This is a genomic window from Stenotrophomonas sp. 05L413 (assembly GCF_056397945.1).
Window position 1 is genome coordinate 98,425 of record NZ_JBFTOL010000008.1, and the last position, 23,143, is coordinate 121,567.

The 23,143-nt window shown below is 67.3% G+C and carries 18 protein-coding genes; 7 read left to right on the forward strand and 11 right to left on the reverse strand.

Annotated elements, in window-relative coordinates; all coding sequences use genetic code 11:
- Window positions 1-33: 33 nt before the first annotated feature.
- The 4 genes from AC1DIQ_RS17975 to creB all read right to left on the reverse strand — a co-directional run bounded on the left by AC1DIQ_RS17975 (window position 34) and on the right by creB (window position 4,036).
- On the reverse strand, window positions 34-465 hold the full coding sequence (locus AC1DIQ_RS17975; protein WP_478050521.1) for a hypothetical protein: 432 nt from the start codon (window positions 463-465) through the stop codon (window positions 34-36).
- A 9-nt stretch (window positions 466-474) separates the two neighbouring features.
- Window positions 475-1,794 carry a cell envelope integrity protein CreD gene (gene creD / locus AC1DIQ_RS17980; RefSeq protein WP_121041389.1) on the reverse strand — a complete coding sequence of 440 codons (1,320 nt, stop codon included), beginning with the start codon at window positions 1,792-1,794 and terminating at the stop codon, window positions 475-477.
- Window positions 1,795-1,886: 92 nt separating this feature from the next.
- Window positions 1,887-3,344: a two-component system sensor histidine kinase CreC gene (creC, locus tag AC1DIQ_RS17985; RefSeq protein ID WP_152151690.1), complete on the reverse strand. Its 1,458-nt coding sequence runs from the start codon at window positions 3,342-3,344 to the stop codon at window positions 1,887-1,889.
- 2 nt (window positions 3,345-3,346) lie between these two features.
- Window positions 3,347-4,036, reverse strand: a complete 690-nt coding sequence (gene creB / locus AC1DIQ_RS17990) for a two-component system response regulator CreB (protein WP_121041385.1) — start codon at window positions 4,034-4,036, stop codon at window positions 3,347-3,349.
- A 45-nt stretch (window positions 4,037-4,081) separates the two neighbouring features.
- Here creB and AC1DIQ_RS17995 point away from each other — a divergent pair, with 45 nt between their 5' ends.
- From AC1DIQ_RS17995 to AC1DIQ_RS18010, 4 genes are all read left to right on the forward strand, one after another.
- Complete coding sequence (locus AC1DIQ_RS17995; protein WP_461770863.1) at window positions 4,082-4,939, forward strand: 23S rRNA (adenine(2030)-N(6))-methyltransferase RlmJ; 858 nt, start codon at window positions 4,082-4,084, stop codon at window positions 4,937-4,939.
- A 126-nt stretch (window positions 4,940-5,065) separates the two neighbouring features.
- A complete protein-coding gene (locus tag AC1DIQ_RS18000; protein ID WP_019184458.1) occupies window positions 5,066-5,611 on the forward strand; it encodes a GNAT family N-acetyltransferase in 546 nt (181 codons plus the stop codon).
- A 75-nt stretch (window positions 5,612-5,686) separates the two neighbouring features.
- Window positions 5,687-9,154: a transcription-repair coupling factor gene (gene mfd, locus AC1DIQ_RS18005; protein WP_478050522.1), complete on the forward strand. Its 3,468-nt coding sequence runs from the start codon at window positions 5,687-5,689 to the stop codon at window positions 9,152-9,154.
- Window positions 9,155-9,268: 114 nt separating this feature from the next.
- Complete coding sequence (locus AC1DIQ_RS18010; protein ID WP_121041379.1) at window positions 9,269-9,850, forward strand: HD-GYP domain-containing protein; 582 nt, start codon at window positions 9,269-9,271, stop codon at window positions 9,848-9,850.
- A gap of 84 nt (window positions 9,851-9,934) precedes the next feature.
- Here AC1DIQ_RS18010 and AC1DIQ_RS18015 read toward each other — a convergent pair whose 3' ends face one another.
- Window positions 9,935-12,028, reverse strand: a complete 2,094-nt coding sequence (locus AC1DIQ_RS18015; RefSeq protein ID WP_152151684.1) for a M13 family metallopeptidase — start codon at window positions 12,026-12,028, stop codon at window positions 9,935-9,937.
- Between the two features lie 174 nt (window positions 12,029-12,202).
- On the opposite strand from AC1DIQ_RS18015, the gene AC1DIQ_RS18020 reads away from it, so the two are divergent.
- The gene (locus tag AC1DIQ_RS18020) at window positions 12,203-12,625 is read left to right on the forward strand and encodes a hypothetical protein (RefSeq protein ID WP_461770860.1); all 423 of its coding nucleotides are present in this window, start codon (window positions 12,203-12,205) and stop codon (window positions 12,623-12,625) included.
- A 95-nt stretch (window positions 12,626-12,720) separates the two neighbouring features.
- On the opposite strand, the gene gpmA is transcribed toward AC1DIQ_RS18020, so the two are convergent.
- Together gpmA and AC1DIQ_RS18030 are read right to left on the reverse strand one after the other, a co-directional pair.
- A complete protein-coding gene (gpmA, locus tag AC1DIQ_RS18025; RefSeq protein WP_038689579.1) occupies window positions 12,721-13,470 on the reverse strand; it encodes a 2,3-diphosphoglycerate-dependent phosphoglycerate mutase in 750 nt (249 codons plus the stop codon).
- Between the two features lie 87 nt (window positions 13,471-13,557).
- Window positions 13,558-14,574 (reverse strand): cation diffusion facilitator family transporter, encoded by a 1,017-nt coding sequence (locus AC1DIQ_RS18030; RefSeq protein ID WP_478050523.1) that lies wholly within the window; start codon window positions 14,572-14,574, stop codon window positions 13,558-13,560.
- 143 nt (window positions 14,575-14,717) lie between these two features.
- Here AC1DIQ_RS18030 and AC1DIQ_RS18035 point away from each other — a divergent pair, with 143 nt between their 5' ends.
- A complete protein-coding gene (locus AC1DIQ_RS18035; RefSeq protein ID WP_461770859.1) occupies window positions 14,718-16,142 on the forward strand; it encodes a diguanylate cyclase in 1,425 nt (474 codons plus the stop codon).
- Between the two features lie 131 nt (window positions 16,143-16,273).
- Window positions 16,274-17,407 (forward strand): metallophosphoesterase, encoded by a 1,134-nt coding sequence (locus tag AC1DIQ_RS18040; RefSeq protein ID WP_478050524.1) that lies wholly within the window; start codon window positions 16,274-16,276, stop codon window positions 17,405-17,407.
- 33 nt (window positions 17,408-17,440) lie between these two features.
- Here the strand turns inward: AC1DIQ_RS18040 and AC1DIQ_RS18045 are convergent, their stop codons facing one another.
- From AC1DIQ_RS18045 to AC1DIQ_RS18060, 4 genes are all read right to left on the reverse strand, one after another.
- Entirely contained in the window at window positions 17,441-17,716 is a 276-nt protein-coding gene (locus tag AC1DIQ_RS18045; RefSeq protein WP_121041369.1) for a hypothetical protein, read from the reverse strand.
- Between the two features lie 69 nt (window positions 17,717-17,785).
- Entirely contained in the window at window positions 17,786-20,479 is a 2,694-nt protein-coding gene (locus tag AC1DIQ_RS18050; RefSeq protein WP_461770857.1) for a serine/threonine-protein kinase, read from the reverse strand.
- The gene (locus AC1DIQ_RS18055; protein WP_121041365.1) at window positions 20,476-21,078 is read right to left on the reverse strand and encodes an ECF-type sigma factor; all 603 of its coding nucleotides are present in this window, start codon (window positions 21,076-21,078) and stop codon (window positions 20,476-20,478) included. The genes AC1DIQ_RS18050 and AC1DIQ_RS18055 overlap by 4 nt, the downstream gene beginning before the upstream one ends.
- Before the next feature lie 81 nt (window positions 21,079-21,159).
- Window positions 21,160-23,133 (reverse strand): oleate hydratase, encoded by a 1,974-nt coding sequence (locus AC1DIQ_RS18060; RefSeq protein WP_478050525.1) that lies wholly within the window; start codon window positions 23,131-23,133, stop codon window positions 21,160-21,162.
- Window positions 23,134-23,143: the final 10 nt, after the last annotated feature.

Genomic DNA, 23,143 nt, shown 5'->3' on the forward strand with positions numbered 1-23,143 from the left:
TTGTCCCGGTGCCCCCCGGGCCAAGAGTCATGGTCACGCCATCCAGCCATACCAGAGCTGGCCACGGCCAGGCAGGATCAGCAACCAGCGGCTGCGGTCTTCCGAGGCGCTGGCGTAGACCGCTGCATGCGCCGGCCAACCCGCAGGCAACCCGCGGATGCCGATCTCGCGCAAGGCCTGGGCGCCTTCGCGCCACGGCCGATAGTCGCCACACCAGTGTGGCAGCGGCAGGCGTCCGCGCGCCTGCCGTGCCTGTTCCAGAAAGCGCAGCCCCTGCACGGTGATCGCCTCGCAGGTGGCCGGGGCCAAGCCGAAACGCAGCAGCCCCGGCGCTGCCGGCACCCCAGGCAGTGCCCTCAGCGGTGACGGCCATCCCGAGGCCTCGCCCTCCAGCAGCGAGGCCACCTCCAGCCGGGCGGGCAGCGCCCGGCGCACACGTTCGTGCAGACAGCGGTGCAAGCTCATGTCCGTTCCTCAGCTCAGCCGCGCGCCGAGTTCGTACCAATCGACCCGGCGGGTCACCCACATCACCGCGGCCAGCACGCCGAACAGCAGCAGAGAGCCCATCAGCAGCGCGTTGTTCTCCGAGATCAGCAGCCCATACAGCGCGCCATACAGGGCACTGAGCATCACCGCAAAGCCCAGGCCGCGTTTCCAGCTCTTCAATACGCCGGACAGATACACGGTCTGGATGCCGATGCACGCCAGTGCCGAGAGCGCATAGGCCTGCCAGAACGCGATGTGCTCGGAGAGGCTGAGCAGCAGCAGGAAGAAGATCGCCAGCGCCAGGCCGACCATCAGGTACTGCAGCGGGTGGATGCGCAGCTGCTTGATCAGCTCGAACAGGATGAAGCCGACGAAGGTGAGCAGGATGAAGAGGATGCCGTACTTGCTGGCGCGGTCGGCCTGGGTATACACATCGACCGGATTGACCAGCTCCACGCTCACCGCTTCAGCATCGATGTCCGGGCGGTTGCGCAGCTGGTGCTGGGCACGCGAGGCCAGCGAAGACACCGCCCACTGGGCGTCGAAACCCTGCGCGTCCACCTTGCGTTCGTTGGGCAGGAAGCTGCCACCGAACAGCGGGTGCGGCCACGGCGAGCGCAGCGCGATGCGGCTGTCATCGCCCACCGGCACCACCGACAGCGACCGGGTGCCATCCAGCACCAGCTCCAGTTCGACCTTGCTGCCCTTGAGCACGCCACCCCGTTCATCCGCCAGGCCCGGCAAGCCGACATGCAGGCCGGTGCCGATGCCACTGACGCCGCCGGCATCGGGCAACAGCGTCACGGCGTTGCCATCCACACGCAGGTTCGGCGAACCGACCAGGCCGCGCACATCGGCGATGCCCACGGTCAGGAAGGGCGTGCCATACACGCGGCCTGCTTTCACCGGGTAGTCGTCATCGGCGAACGCGGCGCTGATCGTGGCCTTCCAGCTGTAGACCGGCACGCGGAACAGGCCGACACGGCGCTCGTCGGGCTGCATCACGCCGTCCACCGTGAGCGTGGCCGGCATCTGCAGCCACTGGCCCTGCTCGACCTGCTTTTCCTTCTTCTTGGTGCCGGCCGCATCCACCACCTCGACCTCGCGGGTCTCGGTCCACGGCACCACCCGGATCGGGCCGGTCAGAATCTGCGCGCCGGCGCGGCTCTGCGCCACGCGCTGGTAAGCCTCGTCGCGGTACGCCTCACGCTCGCGGATCACGCCCTTGATCAGGCTCAGCGGAATCAGCAGCAACAGGATCAGCCCGCCGACAATGGCGAACCGCAACAGCATCTTCAGGGATTTCATGACCCGTCCTCGGTTGGGAGGGGGCCAGCTTCCCGCGCGCCGGTGTGCGGGGTTTGTGCCGAGTTTGAAGTCTGTGTGAAGTGCGGCGGCGGTCAGCGCCGCGGCGGTACCGAAGGCAGCCGCAAGGGCAGCCACAACACCGCCTGCGCACCGCCGCCATCGCGGTTGCGCAGGCTCACACGGCCGCCGTGCAGGCGGGCCACTTCCTGCACGAACGACAGGCCCAGGCCGGAGCTGCGCTGGCCGGTGCCGGGCCGTGCCAGCGAATAGAAGCGCTCGAACACGCGATCAAGCGCGTAGTCCGGCACGCCACTGCCGCGGTCGGCCACGGTCAGTGCGATGCCCTCACCTTCCGCACCAGCACCGAGCGTGATAGTGCTGCCGGCCGGTGAGAACGCCACGGCATTCTCCAGCAGATTGTTGAGTGCCTGGCGCAGCAGATAGCCATCGCCCTGCACGCTCTCGGCCTGCGCCTCCACCGCGATCGTGACCCCGGCGGCCTGCGCACGCACCGCCACCGCGTCGGCGGCGGACTCCAGCAACGCCGCCAGTGCAAGCCGCTCGTGCTTCTGCAGCCAGCCGTACTGCTCCACCTCGGCCAGCGCCAACAGCTTGTCGATGGTTTCGGTGAGGCGCTGCGCCTGGCCTTCGATACTGCGGGCGAAATGCGCCCGATCCGCGTCCGGCAACGGTTCCTGCAGCAGTTCGGCCGCGCCGCGGATCGCGGCCAGCGGGCTCTTCATTTCATGGGTCAACGACTGCACATACTGCTCGACGTAGGCCTTGCCTTCCAGCTTGCGACGCATGGTTTCCAGCGCCTGGCCCAGATCGCCGATCTCATCGCGGCGCGGCTTCGGCGGCGGCACCGGCTCACCGGCGCTGACCGCCTTGGCATAGCGGTTGAGCCGGTTCACGCCGTGCATCAGCCACGCGGTCATCAGCAGGCCGATCAGCGCCGAGAGACCGATCAGCCAGGCACCGCGCTTCATGATGGCGCGCTGGCTGGCGGCGATGAAGGGATCGATGCTGCGGTTGGGTTGGGCCAGGCTGAGCACACCGATCAAGCGGCGCCCATCGGCCGGATCGAAGATCGGCGCGGCCACGTGCATCACCGAGTGGGTGTCGTCACCGGGGGTTTCCGGACTGGAGCGCGCGCCGTACTCGCCGCGCAGCGTCCGGTAGACATCGTTCCAGCGTGAGTTGTCGCGCCCCACATCGCGGCCGGTCGAGTCGTACACCACGATGCCCTTGGCATCGGTGATGGTGACCTGGTAATCCAGCGTGCGCTTGGGAAAACGCCACACCATCGCTTTCGGGTCGCGGCGCTTGGCACGCGCCAGATCGGCGACGAAGCGGCCGTCGCGGATGTGCCCGGCCTTGAGGTCGGCCGCGGCCATTTCCGCCAGCACGTTGGCTGCATCGACCAGCGTGGACTCCATCGCCTGGCGCACGCCGGGCTTCACTTCGTTGACGAAAATGCGCATCACGAAGAACGCGGCGATACCCACGATCAGGAAGAAGCCCAGGAACAGTTTCAGGCCCAGCCGCATGCCTACACCTCCAGTGCGTAGCCCAGGCCACGGTGGGTGCGGATCGGGTCGGTCTCGGCGCCGGCGGCACGCAGCTTGGCGCGCAGGGTTTTGACGTGGGTATCGACGGTGCGGTCGGCGCTGTCGGCGTCACTGTCCCAGCCGCGGTCCATCAGCTGGGCGCGGCTGAGGATCGCGCCGGGGCGCTGCAGCAGGGCGGCCATCAGTGCGTATTCGTAGCGGGTCAGGTCCAGCGGCTGGTCACCGAAGCGGATCCGGCTGCCCTCGCGGTCGATCGAGAAGCGCCCGAGCTGCTGCCAGCCGGTGGTGTCGGCAGGGGCCGCGGACCGGCGCAGGCGCGCGCGCACCCGCGCCACCAGCTCGCGCGGCGAGAAGGGTTTGGCCATATAGTCGTCCGCCCCCAGCTCCAGGCCGAGCACCCGGTCGAACTCGTCATTGCGGGCGGTCAGGAAGATCACCGGCACCTCGCTGAAGGTGCGCAGCGTGCGACAGACCTCGAAGCCGCTCATGTCCGGCAGGCCCACATCCAGCACCACCACATCGAAGGCGTGCTGGCGCAGCCGGGCCAGCGCCTCACCGCCGAGCAGGCAATGCTGGGCGCCGTAGCCTTCACTGCGCAGTGCATACAGAACGGTATCGGCGATGGCGGTTTCGTCCTCGACCACCAGGACGTTGTGCAGGGGGTGGCTCATGCGCGCAGCATAGCCGCTGGGCCCGCCGCCCCGTACACTGCGCCGATGAATTACCGCCACGCCTTCCATGCCGGCAACCATGCCGATGTGCTCAAGCACATCGTGCAGCTTGCCCTGCTCGACACCTTCAAGCGCAAGGACAGCCCGTTCTTCGTGCTGGACACCCACGGCGGCGCTGGCCGCTACCTGCTGGCCAGCGAGGAAAGCCGCAAGACGCTGGAGGCCGAAGACGGCGTGATGCGCCTGATGGCCCAGCCGCAGCTGCCCGCGGTGGTGGAGCGCTACCTCAAGGCGGTCCAGGCCGACAACCCGGTCGGGGCGATGATCAGCTACCCCGGCTCGCCGCTGCTGACCGCCCAGACCCTGCGCGAGCAGGACCGCATGGCCGTGTGCGAAGTGCAGGATGCCGAAGCCGCGGCGCTGAAGGCACTGTTCGCCCATGACAGCCGGGTGGCCGTGTATCACGCCGATGGCTATGCCCAGAACAGGAAACTGCTGCCGCCCAAGGCCAACGGCGTGAAGATCGGCCGTGGGCTGGTCCTGATCGACCCGCCCTACGAGGGGCAGGACGCCGAATACCAGGCCATCCTGGCCTCGGTGACCGAGATCCTGGGCCGTTGGCCGCAGGCCAGCTTTGCGATCTGGTTCCCGATCAAGCAGCGCCGGACCATCCTGCACTTCCTGCGCAAGGCGTGTGCCCTGCCGGTGAAATCGGTACTGACCGCCGAGCTGCTGATCCGCCCGGACGACTCCCCGCTGCGGCTCAATGGCAGCGGCATGCTGCTGCTGAACCCGCCGTGGCAGTTCGACCAGGTCCTGGCCCCGGCCATGCCGGCGCTCAAGCAGCACCTGGGCGAGGCCGGCGCCTCGACCCGCCTGCAGTGGCTCAAGCAGGCCGAATGACCCCCTGAATCCAGGCCGGAACCCCGGCCTGGCCGGCGCCTCCCGTCCGGCGCGGCGTGAGTGATCCGTTCACGGAACGCTGCCCCCGGGATGCGAGAATCCGAAGACCACCAAGGAATCACCGGTATGGCTACCCGTAACCGCATGCCGCCCTGGCACGAGATTTTCAAGGCACCCAGTGGCCACGAGCTGCTGATCCGCCCCATCCGGCCGGAAGACGGCCCGCCGCTGCATGCCGCCTTCAGTCTGTTCGGTCCCGAAGAAATCCGCGACCGCTTCCTGCAGTCGGTGACCGAACTGTCGCCGGAAACGACGCAGCGCCTGACCCATCCCAATCCCAAGAGCGAAATCACCCTGGTCGCAGCCGAGTCGCTGCCTGCCGGTGAAGCCGTGGTGGGTGCGGTCGCGCGTGCCTCGATCATCCCCGGCACCCGCGAGGCCGAGTACGCGATCCTGGTCAGCCGCTTCCTGGTCGGCCAGGGCCTGGGCCGGCAATTGATGCGCAAGCTGGTCAAGTGGGCGCGCGGCAAGTACCTGGATCGTCTGTACGGCGATGTTGCCGAAGAGAACGAGCCGATGAAGCAGCTGGCCGCCTCGCTGGGCTTCCAGCCGATCCCGCACCCGAACGGTACGCCGGGCCTGGTGCGCATGGTGCTTGAACTCGACAGCTGATGACGGGCGGCCGGACGCTTGCCTGCCGCCGGATGACGCGGCCGCCACGCTGCGGTCTGCTAAAATCGACGGTTCATGTCACGCACCTCCTATCCCGTTCCGCCGCTGCCACGTCCTGGACAGCTCCGCGCCTGGTGGCGCGCTCCCGCTTCGGCCACAGCGCTGGCGTGGTACATCGCCCGCGCGGCGCAGTCGCACGATGGGCCGTTGCTGGTGGTCGCGCGCGACAACCATGGCGCGAACCAGATCGAAGCCGATCTGCACACCCTGCTCGGCAGTGCCGGCGACGTGCCGATCGTGGCCTTCCCGGACTGGGAAACCCTGCCCTACGACGCCTTCAGCCCGCACCCGGACATCATTTCCCAGCGGCTGGCCGCGCTGCATGCCCTGCCTGCGCTCAAGCGCGGCATCGTGGTGGTGCCGGTGCAGACGCTGCTGCAGCAGTTGGCACCACTCAAATACGTCATCGGCGGCAGCTTCGACCTGACGGTCGGCCAGCGCCTGGATCTGGACGCGGAAAAGCGCCGCCTGGAATCGGCCGGTTACCGCAACGTGCCGCAGGTGATGGACCCGGGTGATTTCGCCGTGCGTGGCGGCCTGCTCGACGTCTACCCGATGGGGGCCGAGGCGCCGCTGCGGGTGGAACTGCTCGACGAGGATATCGATTCGATCCGCGCCTTCGATCCGGAGTCCCAGCGCTCGCTGGACAAGGTCGAGGCGGTGCACATGCTGCCCGGCCGTGAAGTGCCGCTGGATGATCTCAGCGTCTCGCGCGTGCTCAACACGCTGCGCGAGCGCTTCGATGTGGATACCCGGCGCAGCGCGCTTTACCAGGATCTCAAGGCCGGTATCGCGCCGGCCGGCATCGAGTACTACCTGCCGCTGTTCTTCGACAAGACCGCGACCCTGCTCGATTACCTGCAGCCCAACGTGCTGCCGGTGCTGGCGCCGAACGTGTTCGATGCTGCAGCCGCCTTCTGGGCGCAGACGCAGAACCGCTACGAGCAGCGCCGTCATGATGTCGAGCGCCCGCTGCTGGCGCCGGAAGAGCTGTACGCCAGCCCCGAACAACTGCGCGCCACGCTCAACGGCCTGGCCCGCGTCGAAGTCTGGCCACTGGATCACGACCGCATCGGCGATGCACAGCCGCTGGGCGACCAGCCACTGCCGCCACTGCCGGTGGCCGCCCGCGATGCGCCGGCTGCCGAGGCACTGAAATCCTTCATCGGTCATTACCCGGGCCGGGTGCTGATCGCCGCCGATTCCGCCGGCCGCCGCGAAGCCCTGCTGGAAGTGCTGCTCGCCGCCGAGCTGAAGCCGCCGGTGGTCGCCGATCTGCCCGGCTTCCTGGCCGACGACAGCGTGCGCTTCGGCATCACCGTGGCGCCGCTGGAAGACGGTTTCGCGCTGGAAAGCCCGCCGATCGCGGTGCTGACCGAACGTCAGCTGTTCCCCGAACGCGCCGGCCAGCAGCGCCGCAGCCGCCGGGCCGGACGCGAGCCGGAAGCGATCATCCGCGACCTCGGCGAGCTCAGCGAAGGTTCGCCGATCGTGCATGAAGACCACGGTGTCGGTCGCTACCGCGGCCTGATCGTGCTCGATGCCGGCGGCATGCCCGGCGAGTTCCTGGAAATCGAATACGCCAAGGGCGACCGCCTGTATGTGCCGGTTGCCCAGCTGCACCTGATCAGCCGCTATTCCGGTGCCTCGCCGGAAACCGCCCCGCTGCATTCGCTCGGTGGCGAGCAGTGGACCAAGGCCAAGCGCAAGGCGGCCGAAAAGGTCCGCGACGTCGCCGCCGAGCTGCTGGAAATCCAGGCGCGTCGGCGTGCCCGTGCCGGCCTGGCGCTGCATGTGGACCGCGCGATGTACGAGCCGTTCGCGGCCGGGTTCCCGTTCGAGGAAACCCCTGATCAGCTGGCCGCGATCGACGCGACCCTGCGCGATCTGGCCAGCAGCCAGCCGATGGACCGCGTGGTCTGCGGCGATGTCGGCTTCGGCAAGACCGAGGTCGCCGTGCGCGCCGCGTTCGCCGCCGCCAGCGCCGGCAAGCAGGTCGCCGTGCTGGTGCCGACTACCCTGCTGGCCGAACAGCATTACCGCAATTTCCGCGATCGCTTCGCCGATTGGCCGCTCAGGGTGGAGGTGCTGTCGCGCTTCAAATCCACCAAGGAGATCAAGGCCGAACTGGAGAAGGTCGCCGCCGGCACCATCGACGTCATCATCGGTACCCATCGCCTGCTGCAGCCGGACGTGAAGTTCAAGGACCTCGGTCTGGTCGTGGTCGATGAGGAACAGCGCTTCGGTGTGCGCCAGAAGGAAGCGCTCAAGGCGATGCGCGCCAACGTGCACCTGTTGACCCTGACCGCCACGCCGATTCCCCGCACGCTCAACATGGCCATGGCCGGGCTGCGTGATCTATCGATCATCGCCACGCCGCCGCCGAACCGGCTGGCGGTCAAGACCTTCATCACCGCCTGGGACAACGCCCTGCTGCGCGAAGCGTTCCAGCGCGAACTGGCCCGTGGTGGCCAGCTGTACTTCCTGCACAACGACGTGGAGAGCATCGGCCGCATGCAGCGCGAGCTGGCCGAGCTGGTACCCGAAGCACGTATCGGCATCGCCCATGGGCAGATGCCCGAGCGCGAGCTGGAGCGGGTGATGCTGGACTTCCAGAAGCAGCGCTTCAACGTGCTGCTGTCGACCACGATCATCGAATCGGGCATCGACATCCCCAACGCCAATACCATCATCATCAACCGCGCCGACCGCTTCGGCCTGGCCCAGCTGCACCAGCTGCGTGGCCGCGTGGGTCGCTCGCATCACCGGGCGTACGCCTACCTGGTGGTGCCGGACAAGCGCGCGATGACGCCCGATGCCGAGAAGCGTCTGGAGGCCATCGCCTCGATGGACGAACTCGGGGCCGGCTTCACCCTGGCCACCCACGATCTGGAAATCCGCGGTGCCGGCGAGCTGCTTGGCGAGGACCAGAGCGGCCAGATGGCCGAGGTCGGCTTCAGCCTGTACACCGAGCTGCTCGAACGCGCGGTGCGCAGCATCCGCCTGGGCAAACTGCCGGACCTGGATGCGGGCGAAGAGGCGCGCGGTGCCGAGGTCGAACTGCATGTGCCGGCCTTGATCCCGGACGACTACCTGCCCGACGTGCATACCCGCCTGACCCTGTACAAGCGCATCAGCAGCGCGCGTGACAGCGCTGAGCTGCGCGAACTGCAGGTGGAGATGATCGACCGCTTCGGCCTGCTGCCGGACCCGGCCAAGCATCTGTTCGCGATTGCCGAGCTCAAGCTGCAGGCCAACGTGTTGGGCGTCCGCAAGCTGGAGCTGGGCGAGAACGGCGGCCGCATCGTGTTCAATCCCAAGCCGGAGATCGACCCGATGGCGGTGATCCAGCTGATCCAGAAGCAGCCCAAGCTGTACGCGATGGACGGGCCGGACAAGCTGCGCATCAAGCACCCGTTGCCGCTGCCGGAAGACCGCTTCAGCGCCGCCAAGGCCCTGTTGCTGACCCTCTCCCCGCGCTGATTTCACGCCTGGCGTCGGTCGCCAGGCGCTATCGTTCAAGGGGCAGGCGCCACGTGGCGGCCTGCCCGACCCCGGCACTGACGGCCGGCCATCCGACCCCACGTGACCGCCCCCATGTTCGACGACACCCCTTCGCAGGTCTGCTCCATCGATGCGCTGTCGATGTCGTTGCAGATGCGCGACCAGTACACCCGTTTCCACTGCGACCGGGTCGGCCTGCTCGGCGATCAGCTGGGGCGCCTGTGCGATCTGGACGACACGCAGCGCGCGCATCTGGCGCTGGCCGCGCGCTTCCATGACATCGGCAAGATCGGCATTCCGGACAACGTGCTGTTGTATCCCGCGCGCCTGGACGACGCTCAGCGCGCGATCATGCGCACCCACCCCGAACGTGGTGAGCGTATCTTCGCCACCACCGGGCGCAGTGATGCCGCCGAGGTGGCGCGGTTGATCCGCAGCCATCACGAGGCCTTCGATGGCAGTGGTTATCCGGATGGCCTGAAAGGCAGCGACATTCCGCTGGGCGCACGCGTGCTCACCATCGTCGATGGGTACGACGCCATGACCACCACCCGCCCGTACCGCGGCCCGATGCCGCATGCCAAGGCGATGGGCATCCTCGCCGAGCAGCAGGGTGGCCTGGTCGACCCGCAGGTGTTCGGCCTGTTCACCCGGATGATGGCCTCCGCTACGTAGTCTCCGCTTGGGTTTGCCGCGAGCGTGCTGGAAAAGAAAAACCCGGCGTCCGCCGGGTTTTTCATGTCACTCAACCGCGTGCGATCACCAGATCACAACGCGCTTGTCGTCGGCCCGCACCATCGCATCGCCGGCCTTGCACTCGAACGCCTGCGCGTACGCGGGCATGTTCGAGGGCGCGCCATTGGCACGGAAGTTGGCCGGAGCGTGCGGATCGGTGTTCAGGCGCACGCGCAGCTCGCCTTCGTTGAAGTTGCGGCGCCACACGGTGGCCCAGTTCATGAAGAAGCGCTGGTCCTGCGTGTGGCCGTCCACCGCTACGTTGGCCTTCGGGTCTTCCTTCAGCGCCATCTGCAGCGCGTCGTAGGCCACGGTCAGGCCACCGAGGTCGCCGATGTTCTCGCCCAGGGTCAGCTTGCCCTTCACGTTCACGCCCGGCAGCGACTCATAGCCGTCGAACTGCGCGACCAGCTGGTCGGTCCGCTGGGTGAAGGCCGCGCGGTCGCTGTCGGTCCACCAGTTGTCGAAGTTGCCGTTGGCGGCGAACTGGCTGCCCGAGTCGTCATAGCCGTGCATCATTTCGTGGCCGATGACCGCGCCGATGCCGCCGTAGTTCAGCGCCGGATCGGCCTTGGCGTCGAAGAACGGCGCCTGCAGGATCGCCGCCGGGAAGACGATCTCGTTCTTGGTGGCGTTGTAGTAGGCGTTGACGGTCTGCGGGGTCATGCCCCACTCGGTCTTGTCGACCGGCTTGCCGATCTTGTTGAGCATGAAGCGGTAGTTGAACGTGCGCGCGGCCTGCATGTTGCCCAGGTAGCTGTCGCCGTTGGTTTCCAGGCCCGACCAGTCACGCCACTTGTCCGGGTAGCCGATCTTCGGGGTGAAGCTGGCCCACTTCTCCAGTGCCTTCTTGCGGGTGTCTTCGCTCATCCACTCCAGCTTCTCCAGGCGCGCCTTCAGCGCCACCGAGAGGTTCTCCACCAGGTGCTGCATCTGCACCTTGGAGTCGGCCGGGAACACCGCGTCGACATACATCTGGCCCAGGCCTTCGCCGATGGCGCCGTTGACCGACTCCAGCACACGCTTCCAGCGCGGCTGCATTTCCTTCTGGCCACGCAGGGTGGTGCTGTAGAAATCGAAGTTGGCCTTTTCGAAGGCGCTGCTCAGGTACGGCGAGGCGTCATCGATGGTGTGGAAGCGCAGGTAGGCCTGCCAGGTGGCGGCCGGTACGTCGGCCAGCATCTTGTCCACTTCACCGAAGAAGCCCGGCTGGGCCATCGAGAACTTCTGCGCGGCCGGCACCTTCAGGGTATCGAACAGGGCGGTCCAGCTGAAGTTCGGGGTCAGCTTGTCCGCATCAGCAGCGCTGACCGGGTTGTAACGCTTGGCCGGGTCACGCATGTCGATGCGCGACATCGAGGCCTGGGCCAGACGCGTTTCGAACTCCATCACGGCCTTGGCCTGGGACTTGGCCTGCTCGGCATCGACGCCGGACAGGGTCAGCACCTGGGCGATGTAGGCAACGTACGCGTCGCGGATCTTGGCCTGCGAATCGTCGAAGTAGTAGCCCTTCTCCGGCAGGCCGAGGCCGCCCTGGCCGACATAGGCGATGACGTTGGCCGAATCTTTGTAATCGGCATTGGCGAACAGCGAGAACAGCACGCCCTGGCCCACCGCCTGGCTGTCGCGCAGGTACTGGGTGATGGCGGCGGTGTCGTTCAGCGCGGCGATCTTGTCCAGCTGCGGCTGCAGCGGGGTGATGCCGGCGGCGTCGATCTTGGCCTCGTCCGAACCGGTCTTCCAGATGTCGCCGATCTTGGCTTCCACCGTGCCGGCCTTGGCCTGGCTGGCGGCGGCCTGCTGGACCAGCGCGTGCTGCACTTCCAGCGAGCGCTCGCGCAGGATTTCGAAGCTGCCCCAGGTGGTCTGGTCGTTCGGGACCGGATTGGCCTTGAGCCACTTGCTGTTCACGAACCCGTTGAGGTCGGTACAGGCGGCGATGGCGGTGTCCAGATCGGCAGTGTTGAGCGAGATCAGCGCGGTCTTGATCTGCGACTGATCAAACGCCGGCGTGGCATCGGCGGTGGCGGCAGGCGCGGTATCGGTCTTGCCACAGGAGGCCAGCGACACGGCGATGGCGGCGGTCAGACCCAGCGGGACCAGCTTGGAAAACTTCATTCGACTCTCCGGCTACAGATGGATGCATCACCCGGACCACGGGCAATCGGGCAGCGTAGCGCGGGAGGGGCCGGTGCGGACCGGCCAAAGGTCACACACCGGGAGCGACGAGAAGCCTTGCTCGTAGAGCAGCAGGAGCTCTATGGTGAGAAATCGTGAAAAATGTGAGGTGCAATGAATAAATACAGGCTTGTAAAACAAGAGGATGAGTGGGGATGCGGCGTCGCTTGCGTGGCTTCTCTTCTTGGAATTGAGTACGACGCAGCCCTCAAACGGCTTGAGCACCATAAGGACGGGAAACTGGACGAAGCGCCGCTTGGACTAGATGTTCATGAAATCATCTGGTCCCTTGCAGACCACGATCTCTGGTACATCGCAGATTGGCGTAGACCTGCGCAGTTCCCAGCAGGATCGATCATCTGCATCCGAGGCGAAGCGCCCTACCAATCTGATCACTATTTGCTGATGACGCCCCAAGGCTGGATGGACCCATGGCACAACACCAGCAAGAACGTCTCCGCAATCAAAGCTGATTATCGGGATGCCCTCCCCATTGGCACAGAGTTTATTGTTGCACTGATGCCACGAGAACCGTGAAGCCCCACCGGAACACAGGGAGCGAACCTGTGGTGGAGCGCCCGATATCAAAGGGCGAACAAAACGAAAGGCCGGCATTTGCCGGCCTTTCGCTCTTACTTCGCTTTACCCTGGTTCGCCACGGCCTCGGCGGCCTTGCGTGCCGCTTCCGGGTCGCCCAGGTAGCGGAACGACTGCACCGTCAGGTCGTCGTTGAGTTCGAACAGCAGCGGGATGCCGGTCGGGATGTTGAGCTCCAGGATCGCTTCCTGCGAAACATTGTTGAGGTACTTGTACAGCGCGCGCAGCGAATTGCCGTGCGCGGTGACCAGTACGGTCTTGCCGTCCTTGAGCTGGGGGGCGATCGCATCGAACCAGTACGGCAACACGCGGTCCAGCGTGGTGGCCAGCGATTCGGTGCCCGGCAGCGCGTTGCGGTCCAGGCCCGCATAGCGGCGGTCGTGGATCGGGTGGCCCGGGTCCTCGATGTCCATCGCCGGCGGCGGGATGTCGTAGGAACGGCGCCAGATCTTGACCTGGTCCTCGCCGTGCTTGGCGGCGGTCTCGGCCTTGTCCAGGCCCTGCAGGCCGCCGTAATGGCGCTCGTTCAAGCGCCAGCTCTTGCTGACCGGCAGCCAGTCCTGGTCCAGTTCGGCCAGGGCACCCTGCAGGGTGTGGATGGCGCGCTTGAGCACCGAGGTATGCGCGACATCGAACTGCAGCCCTTCTTCACGCATCAGGCGGCCGGCGGCGGCAGCCTCGCGGCGGCCCTGTTCGGTCAGTTCCACGTCCACCCAGCCGGTGAAGCGGTTGTCCAGGTTCCACTGGCTCTGGCCGTGGCGCAACAGTACGAGTTTCCGGGTCACTGCAGTATCTCCGACAGATGGCAAGGCAGACCCGCATTGTAGCGGCAACCCTGCCCTGCCCGTCCGCCGTGGGGCCGCCGGTAGACCTCAGGGATGCGGATGCCCGTGATGGCCCTGCGCGTCCGGTGCAGCGCGGTGGCTGTCGTGGCTGTCGTGCGCATGGGCCGCGTGGTCGTGCCCCGCATGGTCATCGGCGTGCCGGTCGCGGGGGCTGCCGACGCTGCAGGGATCGCCGCAGTGGTCGGCCTCGATCTGCAGGGTCACATGGTCGATGCCGTACTGCTCGTGCAACCGGGTGCCCAGCTCGCGACGCAGGCGGTCCGCATTCACACCGGAGCCCATCACCACGTGCGCGGTCAGTGCCGGGGTGCTGGACGCCAGCGCCCAGACGTGCAGGTCGTGCACGTCCACCACGCCATCGTGGGCACACAGGGTGCCGCGTACCGCCGCCACATCCATGCCCTTGGGCACGCCTTCCAGCAGCACGTTGATCGCCTCGCGCATCAACACCCACGTGCGCGGCAGTACCCACAGGCCGATCAGCACGGCCAGGATCGGATCGATCGGCTTCCAGCCGGTCCAGCGGATCAGCAACGCGCCGAGGATCACCGCGACCGAGCCGAGCATGTCCGCCCAGACTTCCAGGTACGCGCCTTTGACGTTGAGGCTCTCGCCGCTGCCGGCGCGCAGCAGGCGCATCGAGATGAGATTGATCACCAGCCCGAACACCGCGATCACCAGCATGCCGGTGGAGGCGATCTCCTGCGGCGCGCGGAAGCGCTGCACCGCCTCCCACAGAATGTAGCCGGCGACCACGAACAGCATGCCGCCGTTGATCATCGCGCCGATGGCTTCCAGCCGCGCATAGCCGTAGGTGCGCTTGGCATCGGGCGGGCGCCGGCTGAGGCGGACCGCGACCAGCGCGACCATCAGCGCGAGCGTATCGGTGGCCATGTGCGCGGCATCGGACAACAGTGCCAGGCTGTTGGTCCAGAACGCGCCGGCCACCTCCACCAGCAGGAAGGTGGTGGTCAGCCCCAGCGCCCACCACAGCGGTTTTTCGTGGCGGATCTCGCTGGGCAGATGGTCGTGGTCGTGACCCATGAAAGCTCTCCTGGACAATGCCGGCAGGGTAAGCAGCGCCTCGCGCGGAGACTATTACACTTACCGCAGCGTTCAGTTTGCAACTCAATAACACCAGCGCCCGGCCGCTACCTCTCGACGGCCTGTGTGGCGGGAAGACAATCGTGCATAACGTTCCAAATCTTGATGAGGCCAGCCAACCGCTGGCGCTGGCCTGGGCACAGACACTGGCGCAGACGCCGGCCGCTGCGGCGACACTGCTGGCGAGCCTGTCGGCGGAGAGCCCGCCCGGGCTGGCCCACCACTTCTACGACGTGCTGCTCGAAGACCCGCGCGCGAGCCGGTTCCTCTCGCACGACCAGGTGCGGCTGCGCCTGAAACCGGCGATGCAGCGGTGGCTGCAGCAGATCCTTACCGCCACGCCGGACAGCATCAACGCGCTGGTCGCCGCACAGCGCGTGATTGGTGACGTGCATGCCCGTGTGGGCATTCCGGTGGATCTGGTGGCCCGCGGCGCGCGTGTACTCAAGCATCGCCTGTTCGACCGCATCATCGCGCAGGCCGACGACAGTGCGACCGCGTTCGCGGCGATCCACTGCCTCAGCGCCTCGATGGATATCGCCCTGGAAGGCATGACGCTGGCCTACACGCATGCACGCGAGCGCTCTTCACGGACCGATGCGGCGTATCGCCTGTTCTCGCTGGTGCAGAACGTCAGCACCGAGCGCGAACGGCAACGCGCCCTGCTGTTGGACTGGGAGAACGCGCTGCTCTACGCGATGGCCAGCCAGAATGCAGAGGCCGAGCTCACCGGGCTGGCACAATCGGAGTTCGGCCTGTGGTTCACCCACAAGGGCATTCCGAGTTTCGGCGAAAGCAGCGAGACCGGCCAGGTCGGTGCACTGGTCGCCGCGGTCGATACGCAGTTGCAGGAAGCGCTTGCGCATGCCGATTTCGCGGCGCGCTTCGGGGCATTGCAGGGTATCCGCGAGCGGCTGGCGCAGATCCGCACATTGATGGGCATGTTGTTCGAACGGATCGGCGAGCTCGATGCGGGCAGCGATGCACTGACCAACCTGCTCAACCGCCGCTTCCTGCCGACCGTGCTGCGCCGGGAAATCGAACTGGCCAATTCCACGCAGACGCCGTTCTCGGTGCTGCTGCTGGATCTGGACCATTTCAAGGCGATCAACGATGCGCACGGCCATGACGGCGGCGACCGCGCCCTGCAGCACGTGGCCGCCCTGCTCGGCCAGCTTACCCGCGGCAGCGACTACCTGTTCCGTTATGGCGGGGAGGAATTCGTGGTGGTGCTGGTGGCCGCCACCGCCGCCCAGGCCGAGGTGATCGCCGAGAACCTGCGCAAGCACATCGCGCAGAGCCCGGTGCAACTGGCCAGTGGCCAGCGCCTGTCGCTGACCACCAGCATCGGCGTGGCCGCGCATGATGGTCATCCCGACTACGAGCGGCTGATGGCGCGCGCCGATGCGGCGATGTACCAGGCCAAGAAGCGGGGCCGGGACCGGGTAGTGCTGGCCAGCGATGACCTGCCCGATGCCCCCGGGCGAAAGGCGCTGCAGCGCGGGTGACCCTGTGTGGCCGACGGCAGCGCCGGCCCATCCGCCCGTTGCGGCATGCATGGCTGACCAATGGCGCATGCCCGGCGCGCTCCGTGCGGCGTAGCATCGCGGCATTGCCGTCCGCCACAGGAATTCCCCCGATGTCGATCCTCCGCGCCCTGACCCGCCCTGGCCTGTTGCTGCTCCAGTCAGCGCTGCTGATGACACCGCTGCTGGCCACGGCACGCGAGGTGGCGGCGCCGGCCGAGCATGTGGATGCCGATGGACCGTACGTGTTTCGTACCGCCAAGGGGCTGGAAGCGGCCTGGGTGTGCAAGGACCACGTGATCCGCCGCGAGCTGCCGGCACGCGGCGAGGCCACCGAGGTCGCCCCCGAGTGCGGCTATCCACACCCCCTGACCGTGCTGCCGCCGCGCACGGCGGAGATCGCCAGATTCCCGGCCACGCCGCGGATCGTCGCGCTGTCGGACATCCACGGCCAGTACGGCCTGCTCGTGACGCTGCTGCGCGCCCACCACGTGATCGACAGCGAAGACCGCTGGTCGCTGGGCGACGCCACGCTGGTGGTGGCCGGCGATGTATTCGACCGCGGCCCGCAGGTCACCGAAGCATTCTGGCTGCTGTACAGCCTGCAGCAGCAGGCCGCGGCAGCCGGTGGTGCGGTGCACTTCGTGCTCGGCAATCACGAGACGATGGTGCTCTACAACGACCTGCGCTACGTCAACCCGAAGTACCTCAAGACCGCGCAGCTGCTCGGCCGTTCCTACCCCGCGCTGTACGGTCCGGATTCGACGATCGGCCAGTGGCTGCGCACCCGTCCGGTGCTGCTGCGCATCGGGGACACCCTGTTCCTGCACGGCGGCATCGCACCGGAAAACCTGGACCTGGTGCGCAACATGGATACCACCAACGCCGGCTACCAGGCCGCAGTCGGGCTGCCCAAGGAGCAGGTCAAGGCTGCACCGGACACTGCCCGGCTGTTCGATGGCAAGACCAGCCCGATCTGGTACCGCGGCTACTTCGATGGCCGCATGGATACCGCCCAGGTCGAGACGCTGCTCAAACAGCTCGACCTCGCCCGCATCGTGGTCGGCCACACCTCGATGCCGCATGTCAGCAGCTTCCATGGCGACCGCATCATCGCCATCGACAGCAGCATCAAGAACGGTGAGAACGGCGAGCTGCTGTTCATCGAGAACGGCGCGCTCAGCCGCGGCCTGCTGGATGGCTCGCGAGTACCGCTGGCCGAAGGCCGGCTCGGCGAAAGCGACTGACCCGGCCGTTCTGGCCGGTCAGTCCGCCGCAGCTCACCGTGGCGTGTAGATGCGCGAGACCATCCAGCCGCCGTGACTGCGGAAGCGGCCGCTGTCGCCGGTCAAGGCGAAACGCACTGCAATGACCGCGGCGCGCCCGCGGGAGCAATGCCAGTCGCGCGCGTTGCGATAGGCCTTGCGGAAGGCACGGAACGGGCCGCGTGCCTGCGTGGCGTCCCGTTCGGCGTCAGCCGGGTTCAGGGCATCGGTGGAGGCTGTTGGCGGATGCGCTGCAGCGCGGGTGGCGTCCGGATGGAGAGGGTTTGACATGGTGTCCCTTCGATCAACGAGGCCCGGAATCGGCCTCCTGATCGATAAACCGTGAAGACCATCACAAAACTATCGCCCCCCGGACAGACCCGCTTCGTGATCCGCCATGCGCTGTTCCAACCCCTTGATACGACTCAAGAATTCCGACGTCGGCGCCAGCTCCTTCAGGTGCGGCCGGGCCCGCGCGATCTGGGCGCGGGCGCCAGCCCCATCGCCGTTGGCGAACATTGCCTCGGCCAGCGGGATACGCCACTTGGCGGTGGCCGTGGAATCGGCCCCGTAGAAACCAGCGAATGTGTCCACCAGCTGGGCTGACAGCGGCACTGCCGCGGGATCGTCACGGCGCTGGGCAAGCAGTGCCTGCTGCATCTGCAGGCGCAGCCCCAGCCACGGGGGCAGGCTCGGATGGGCCTGGCCGAACGCGGCGAGGGCCCGGGCGGCCTCGGCATGCTGTCCGGCCCGGGTCAGCCATTCAATCTCGACCAGGCGCAGCACCAGCAGCTGCGGCGACTCGGGCGGGAGTTCGCGCCGCCACAGGGCGGCCACCTGCTGCAGCGGTGCCTGCGCCTCGGCCGTGCGGTCGGTCCGCAGCAGCAACCGCGCCAGCACCATGTCCACGTCGAGTGTGTCGGCGTGCTCGGGCCCGAGCAGCGCCCGATAGCGCGCCAGCGCAGCGCGGTAGTTCTGTTCGGCCTGCACGTAGTCGCCGCGGGCTTCCTCCATCAGGCCGTGGGCATACTGTTTGACCGCGTAGGCGCGGCTGTCCACGCCATCCACCGCGGCGCTGGTCTGCAGGCTGTTGCGGAAGTGCTGGTCGGCCGCCTGGTAGCGGCCAAGATCGAGATACTGTCCGGCCAGCGCGGCTTCGGCCGCGGCGGTGTAGCTGCTGCCTGCGCCGAACATCTGCCGGGTCAGCGCGAAGCCGCGCTCGGCCAGCGCCAGCGCTTCATCGATACGGCCCTGGTTGAGCAGCGTCGAGGACAGCGCGCGCAGGACCCGCTGGTACTCGGCCCCCTGCACACCCTGCTCGCGCGATGCCTCGGCCAAACCCTCGCGCAGGATCGCTTCGGCCTTGTCCAGCTCACCCTGGCTCCGGTACAGATCGCCGAGGTTGGCCATCGCCGCCAGGCCGCCGCGCTGAAGCGGCGCACCGTTTCCACGCCGGCTCAACGCCAGCGCGGAGCGGAAGGATTGTTCTGCCGCCGCCGGCTGCTCCAGCTGCGCCTGGGCCAGGCCCCGGGCGTTCAAGGCCTTCACCCGCACCGCCGGGGCATCATCCTGCTCAAGCAGGCCCAACGCGTCCTCTGCACTGCCCAGCGCCTCCTTCTCACGCCCAGCGCTGAGCAGCTGCACCGCCAGGCTGGCGCGGGCGTCGGCGATCTCATGCGGCGCGGCGCGCGTGTGCACCAGCCCCGCCACGCTGTCCCGCAGCAGGGCCTGCGCATCCTGCGGTTGGCCAAGGTTCTGGTAGGCGCGCCCCAATGCAGCCTGCATCCGCGCGCGCAGCGCGGGCGACACGGTGCGGTCCTGCTCGAGCCGGCGTGCGCCCAGATCGAGCACCTCACGCGCGGTCATCGGCGTGCCGTGGCGCAGCCCGGGATCGGCCGCATCGAAGGCGGCCACCAGCACGTCGGCGATGCCGGCGGCAGCCACCGCATTCTGCTCGGCCTGCCGACGCGCCTCGCTCAAGCGCAGCACGAAGGCCAGCACCATCACCGCCACCATCGTGACGATCACACTGGCGCGCCATTGCCGCCGCAGCAGCAGGCGCGCACGATGCCAGCGGCTGGGCCGACGCGCACGCACCGGGCGGCGTGCCAGATACCGTTCAATATCCTCGGCCAGTGCGTCGGCAGAAGCATAACGTTCGGCCGGATCCGCAGCAGCGGCCTTGGTCGCGACCGCCAGCAGGTCGGGGGGCACGCCGCGCGCCGGCGGCGGCGTGGCCTGCAGCAGTGCCTCCAGCATCACGCCCAGACTGTAGACATCGCCCACCACACTGGCCGGGCGCCCTGCCAGGCGCTCGGGACTGGCATAGGCCGGGGTGAGGAAGGCCGCGGCATCGTTGGCGTCACCGAGCAGATGCGCGATGCCGAAATCCAGCAGGACCGGCTGGCCGTCGGGGCGTACCAGTACGTTGCCGGGCTTGAGGTCGCAGTGCACCACGGATTGGGAATGTGCGGCCTGTACCGCGCCGCAGATCTGCACGAACAGGCGCAGGCGTGCGGCCAGATCCAGCGCCAGGGTGCGACAGGCGTCGTCCAGCGGTTCACCCTGCACGTATTCCATCACCAGGTAGGGCTGGCCGCCCTCGGCCACGCCCACGTCATACAGCCGGGCGATATGGGGGTGCTGCAGGTCGGCCAGGATCTGGCTTTCACTGGCCAGCCGCGTGGCCAGTACCGGGTCGTAGGCGCGGCGGATCAGCTTGATCGCCACCTCGCGCCGGTACAGCGCATCGGCACGTTCGGCCAGCAACACCACCCCCATGCCGCCGACGGCCAGCAACCGGCTCAGGCGCCACGGGCCAAGCCGTTGCCCGACCAGCGTGGCCGGATCATCCATCGCGGCCATCACGGCGGCAAGTGCATGCTCGACCCGGCCCAGGTCGGCGGTCTGCGCGCGCAGCAGTTGCAGCGTTTCGTCGATCGCGGCCGGGTCATCGCACAGCTCACCCAGCACCGGGCGCCAGCGCGCCTCGGGGAGGTCGCAGACCGCGTCGAACAGCCCGCGCACCGTCCGCCAGCGGTCTGGGCCGGTCATGCGCGCGTGGCCGGCCCGGCCAGGTGCCGGTTCAACCACGCCTTGGCAAACCGCAGATCGCGATCGACCGTGGGCACCGACACATCCAGCGCCTGGGCGATCTCTTCGCGGCTCATTCCCCCGAAGTACATCCATTCCACCGTGCGTGCGGCGCGCTCATCCAAGGTGGCCAGTTGCTCCAGCGCGCGGTTCAGGGCCAATACTTCGAAGGCATCGTGATCGGGGCTGGCTTCCTGGTCGGCATACGACAGGGTCAGGTTGATCGCACCTCCGCCCCGCTTGGAAGCGGTCATCGCGCGTGCGTGATCCACCAGCACGCTGCGCATCTTCAGTGCCGCCAACGATAGGAAATGCACGCGATCGCGGTAGCCGATCTCCCCACCGATCATCCGCATCAGCGCCTCGTGCACGAGCACGGTCGGCTGCAGCACGCCATCCCGGGCAGTGCCCAGCCGCGCCACGGCCATGCCACGCAGCTGCGCATACAGCAGCGCGAGCAGTTGATCGCGGGCGGCGATGTCCTGCTGCTCGCTCCAGCGGCGCAGCAGGCGGGTGACATCCTGGCGCTCGGCCGCTGGAGGTGTCGCGTCAAAAGACATGTGGGGCGGGTCCGTGCATCTCAGCAGGCGATCAGCCTGCAGTATCGCCGATCCCCATCCGCATGGGGCGGCGGTGCCGGGCTACGTCCCGCGCTTGGCCAGGTTCTCGCGCAGCGTTTCCAGCCGCGTGGAGAGATCCTTCAACGCGCTGCCGCCCTTGCCGACCAGCCAGGACACCTCCTCTTCCAGGAAGCCGGTACGGCTGTGCTCGGTGTCCGGCAACGGCGGCAGGATGTGCGCGAAGTAGGTCTTGTCGAGCACCCGCCGCAGCAGTCGCTCGCCCGGGAAGGGTGCGTTGTTGTTGAGCGCACGCGCCGCCTTGATCAGGTTGCGGATGTCGTACTGGGTCGGGCTCAGGTCCGGCACCTGCTTGGGCAGGTCCAGCAGCGTATACACCGCCACGCGGGCGGTGCGCACCGAACTTTCCATGGTGAACACCACATCGTTGTGGGTCTCCACGAACTGCCCCAGCAGGCCCAGGTTGGTGCATCCCCTGGGCACGACGTGCGGGCGGTCGCCGGCCGCGCGTGGCATGAACTGCGCCGTGATGTACGGCATCAGCGCGGTGCGCACCTTGGTGTTGGCGGCGATCTCATCCAGCTGATCGACGATGCCCAGGTGGTAGCTCAGCTCGGCCAGGATCTCGCGGCCGGTACAGGCTGGCATCGGCTTGGCCACGTGGTCGCCGTTCTGGTCCATCAGCAGCGCATACACCCACACCACCAGCACATCCTTGGGCTGGTCGAGGAAGTGCGGCTGGCGGTTGACGGTGAAGCTCAGCACCCAGGCGGAGTCGGTGAAGGTGATCACGCCGCCGGTCACGGTCCTGCCCGAATACGGGTCGTTGACCGAGAGTTCCTTGATCTTGTCCACCAGTGGCGAGGGGCGGCAGGTCAGCGTGGCCGACTCCCACATCGAGCGGTCGATGTCACCGTGGAATTTCTCCGGTTTGCCGAAGATCGGCGACTGTGCGGCGAGGTTGCGCCACAGTGCCCAGTCACTGTCCTGCCCCGGTGTTTCGCGCGGACGCTGCAGTACCGGCACCGTGTCCATGTCGCCATAGGCGGTGCCCTCGGTCATCGAGCCGGTCAGCGCGAACACCAGGTCGCCCTCGGCCACCGGCAGCAGCGTATCGTTGCCCGCCACACGGCAGCGCAAGCCGGTGACGGTGCGGGTATCGCCTGCCACGCGCATGTCCAGATCGTACACGCGGGTACCGAAGGTGACCTGCACCCCCTGGTCGCGCAGCATCTTCACCAGCGGTTTGACGAAACTCTCGTACTGGTTGTATTTCGGGAACACCAGCGCGGACATGTCGTTCAAGCCGTCGATGGCGTCCAGGAAGCGGTGCATGTACAGCTTCATTTCCAGCAGGCTCTGCCAGTTCTCGAAGGCGAACATCGAACGCCAGAAGAACCAGAAATTACTCTGCAGGAAGCCCTCGCTGAAGTAGTCCTCGATGGTCACATCGTCGAGGTCTTCCTTGCGCTTGAGCAGCAGCTTGACCAGTTCCCACTGCTGCGGCTTGCTCAGCCCGAACGTGGAGAAGTCCTGGATCTTCCCCTGCTGGTGCATCAGCCGGGCCTTGGAGTAGTTCGGGTCGTCGTCGTTCACCACCCGGTACTCGTCCAGCACGCTGTAGCCGGCAGGCAGTTCCAGCGCCGGCACGTCCTGGAACATGTCCCAGAAATTGTCGTAGTTCCAGTTCATCTCGCGGCCGCCGCGAACCAGGTAGCCCTGCTCGGGGTCGCCGGCCCCATCGAGCGAACCGCCTTCGATGTCCAGGCTGTCGATCAGGGTGATGTTCGCCGCCGGCATGCCGCCATCGCGGATCAGATAGAACGCCGCGGCCAGGCCGGCAATACCGGTGCCGATGATCCACGCCTTGCGGTTTGCCACGCCGGCCGGTGCGACCGGGCGATTACGCATGTAGGCGCCCATCATGTCCGGCGGCGGCAGTGTGTTCTCGGGCCGGTTGGACCAGTAGGCCCCCGTGGCATCGGGTTCTTTATCGATCACCGGTGCCCGGTGCACGCCCTGTTGCTCGACAGCCATATCACCACTC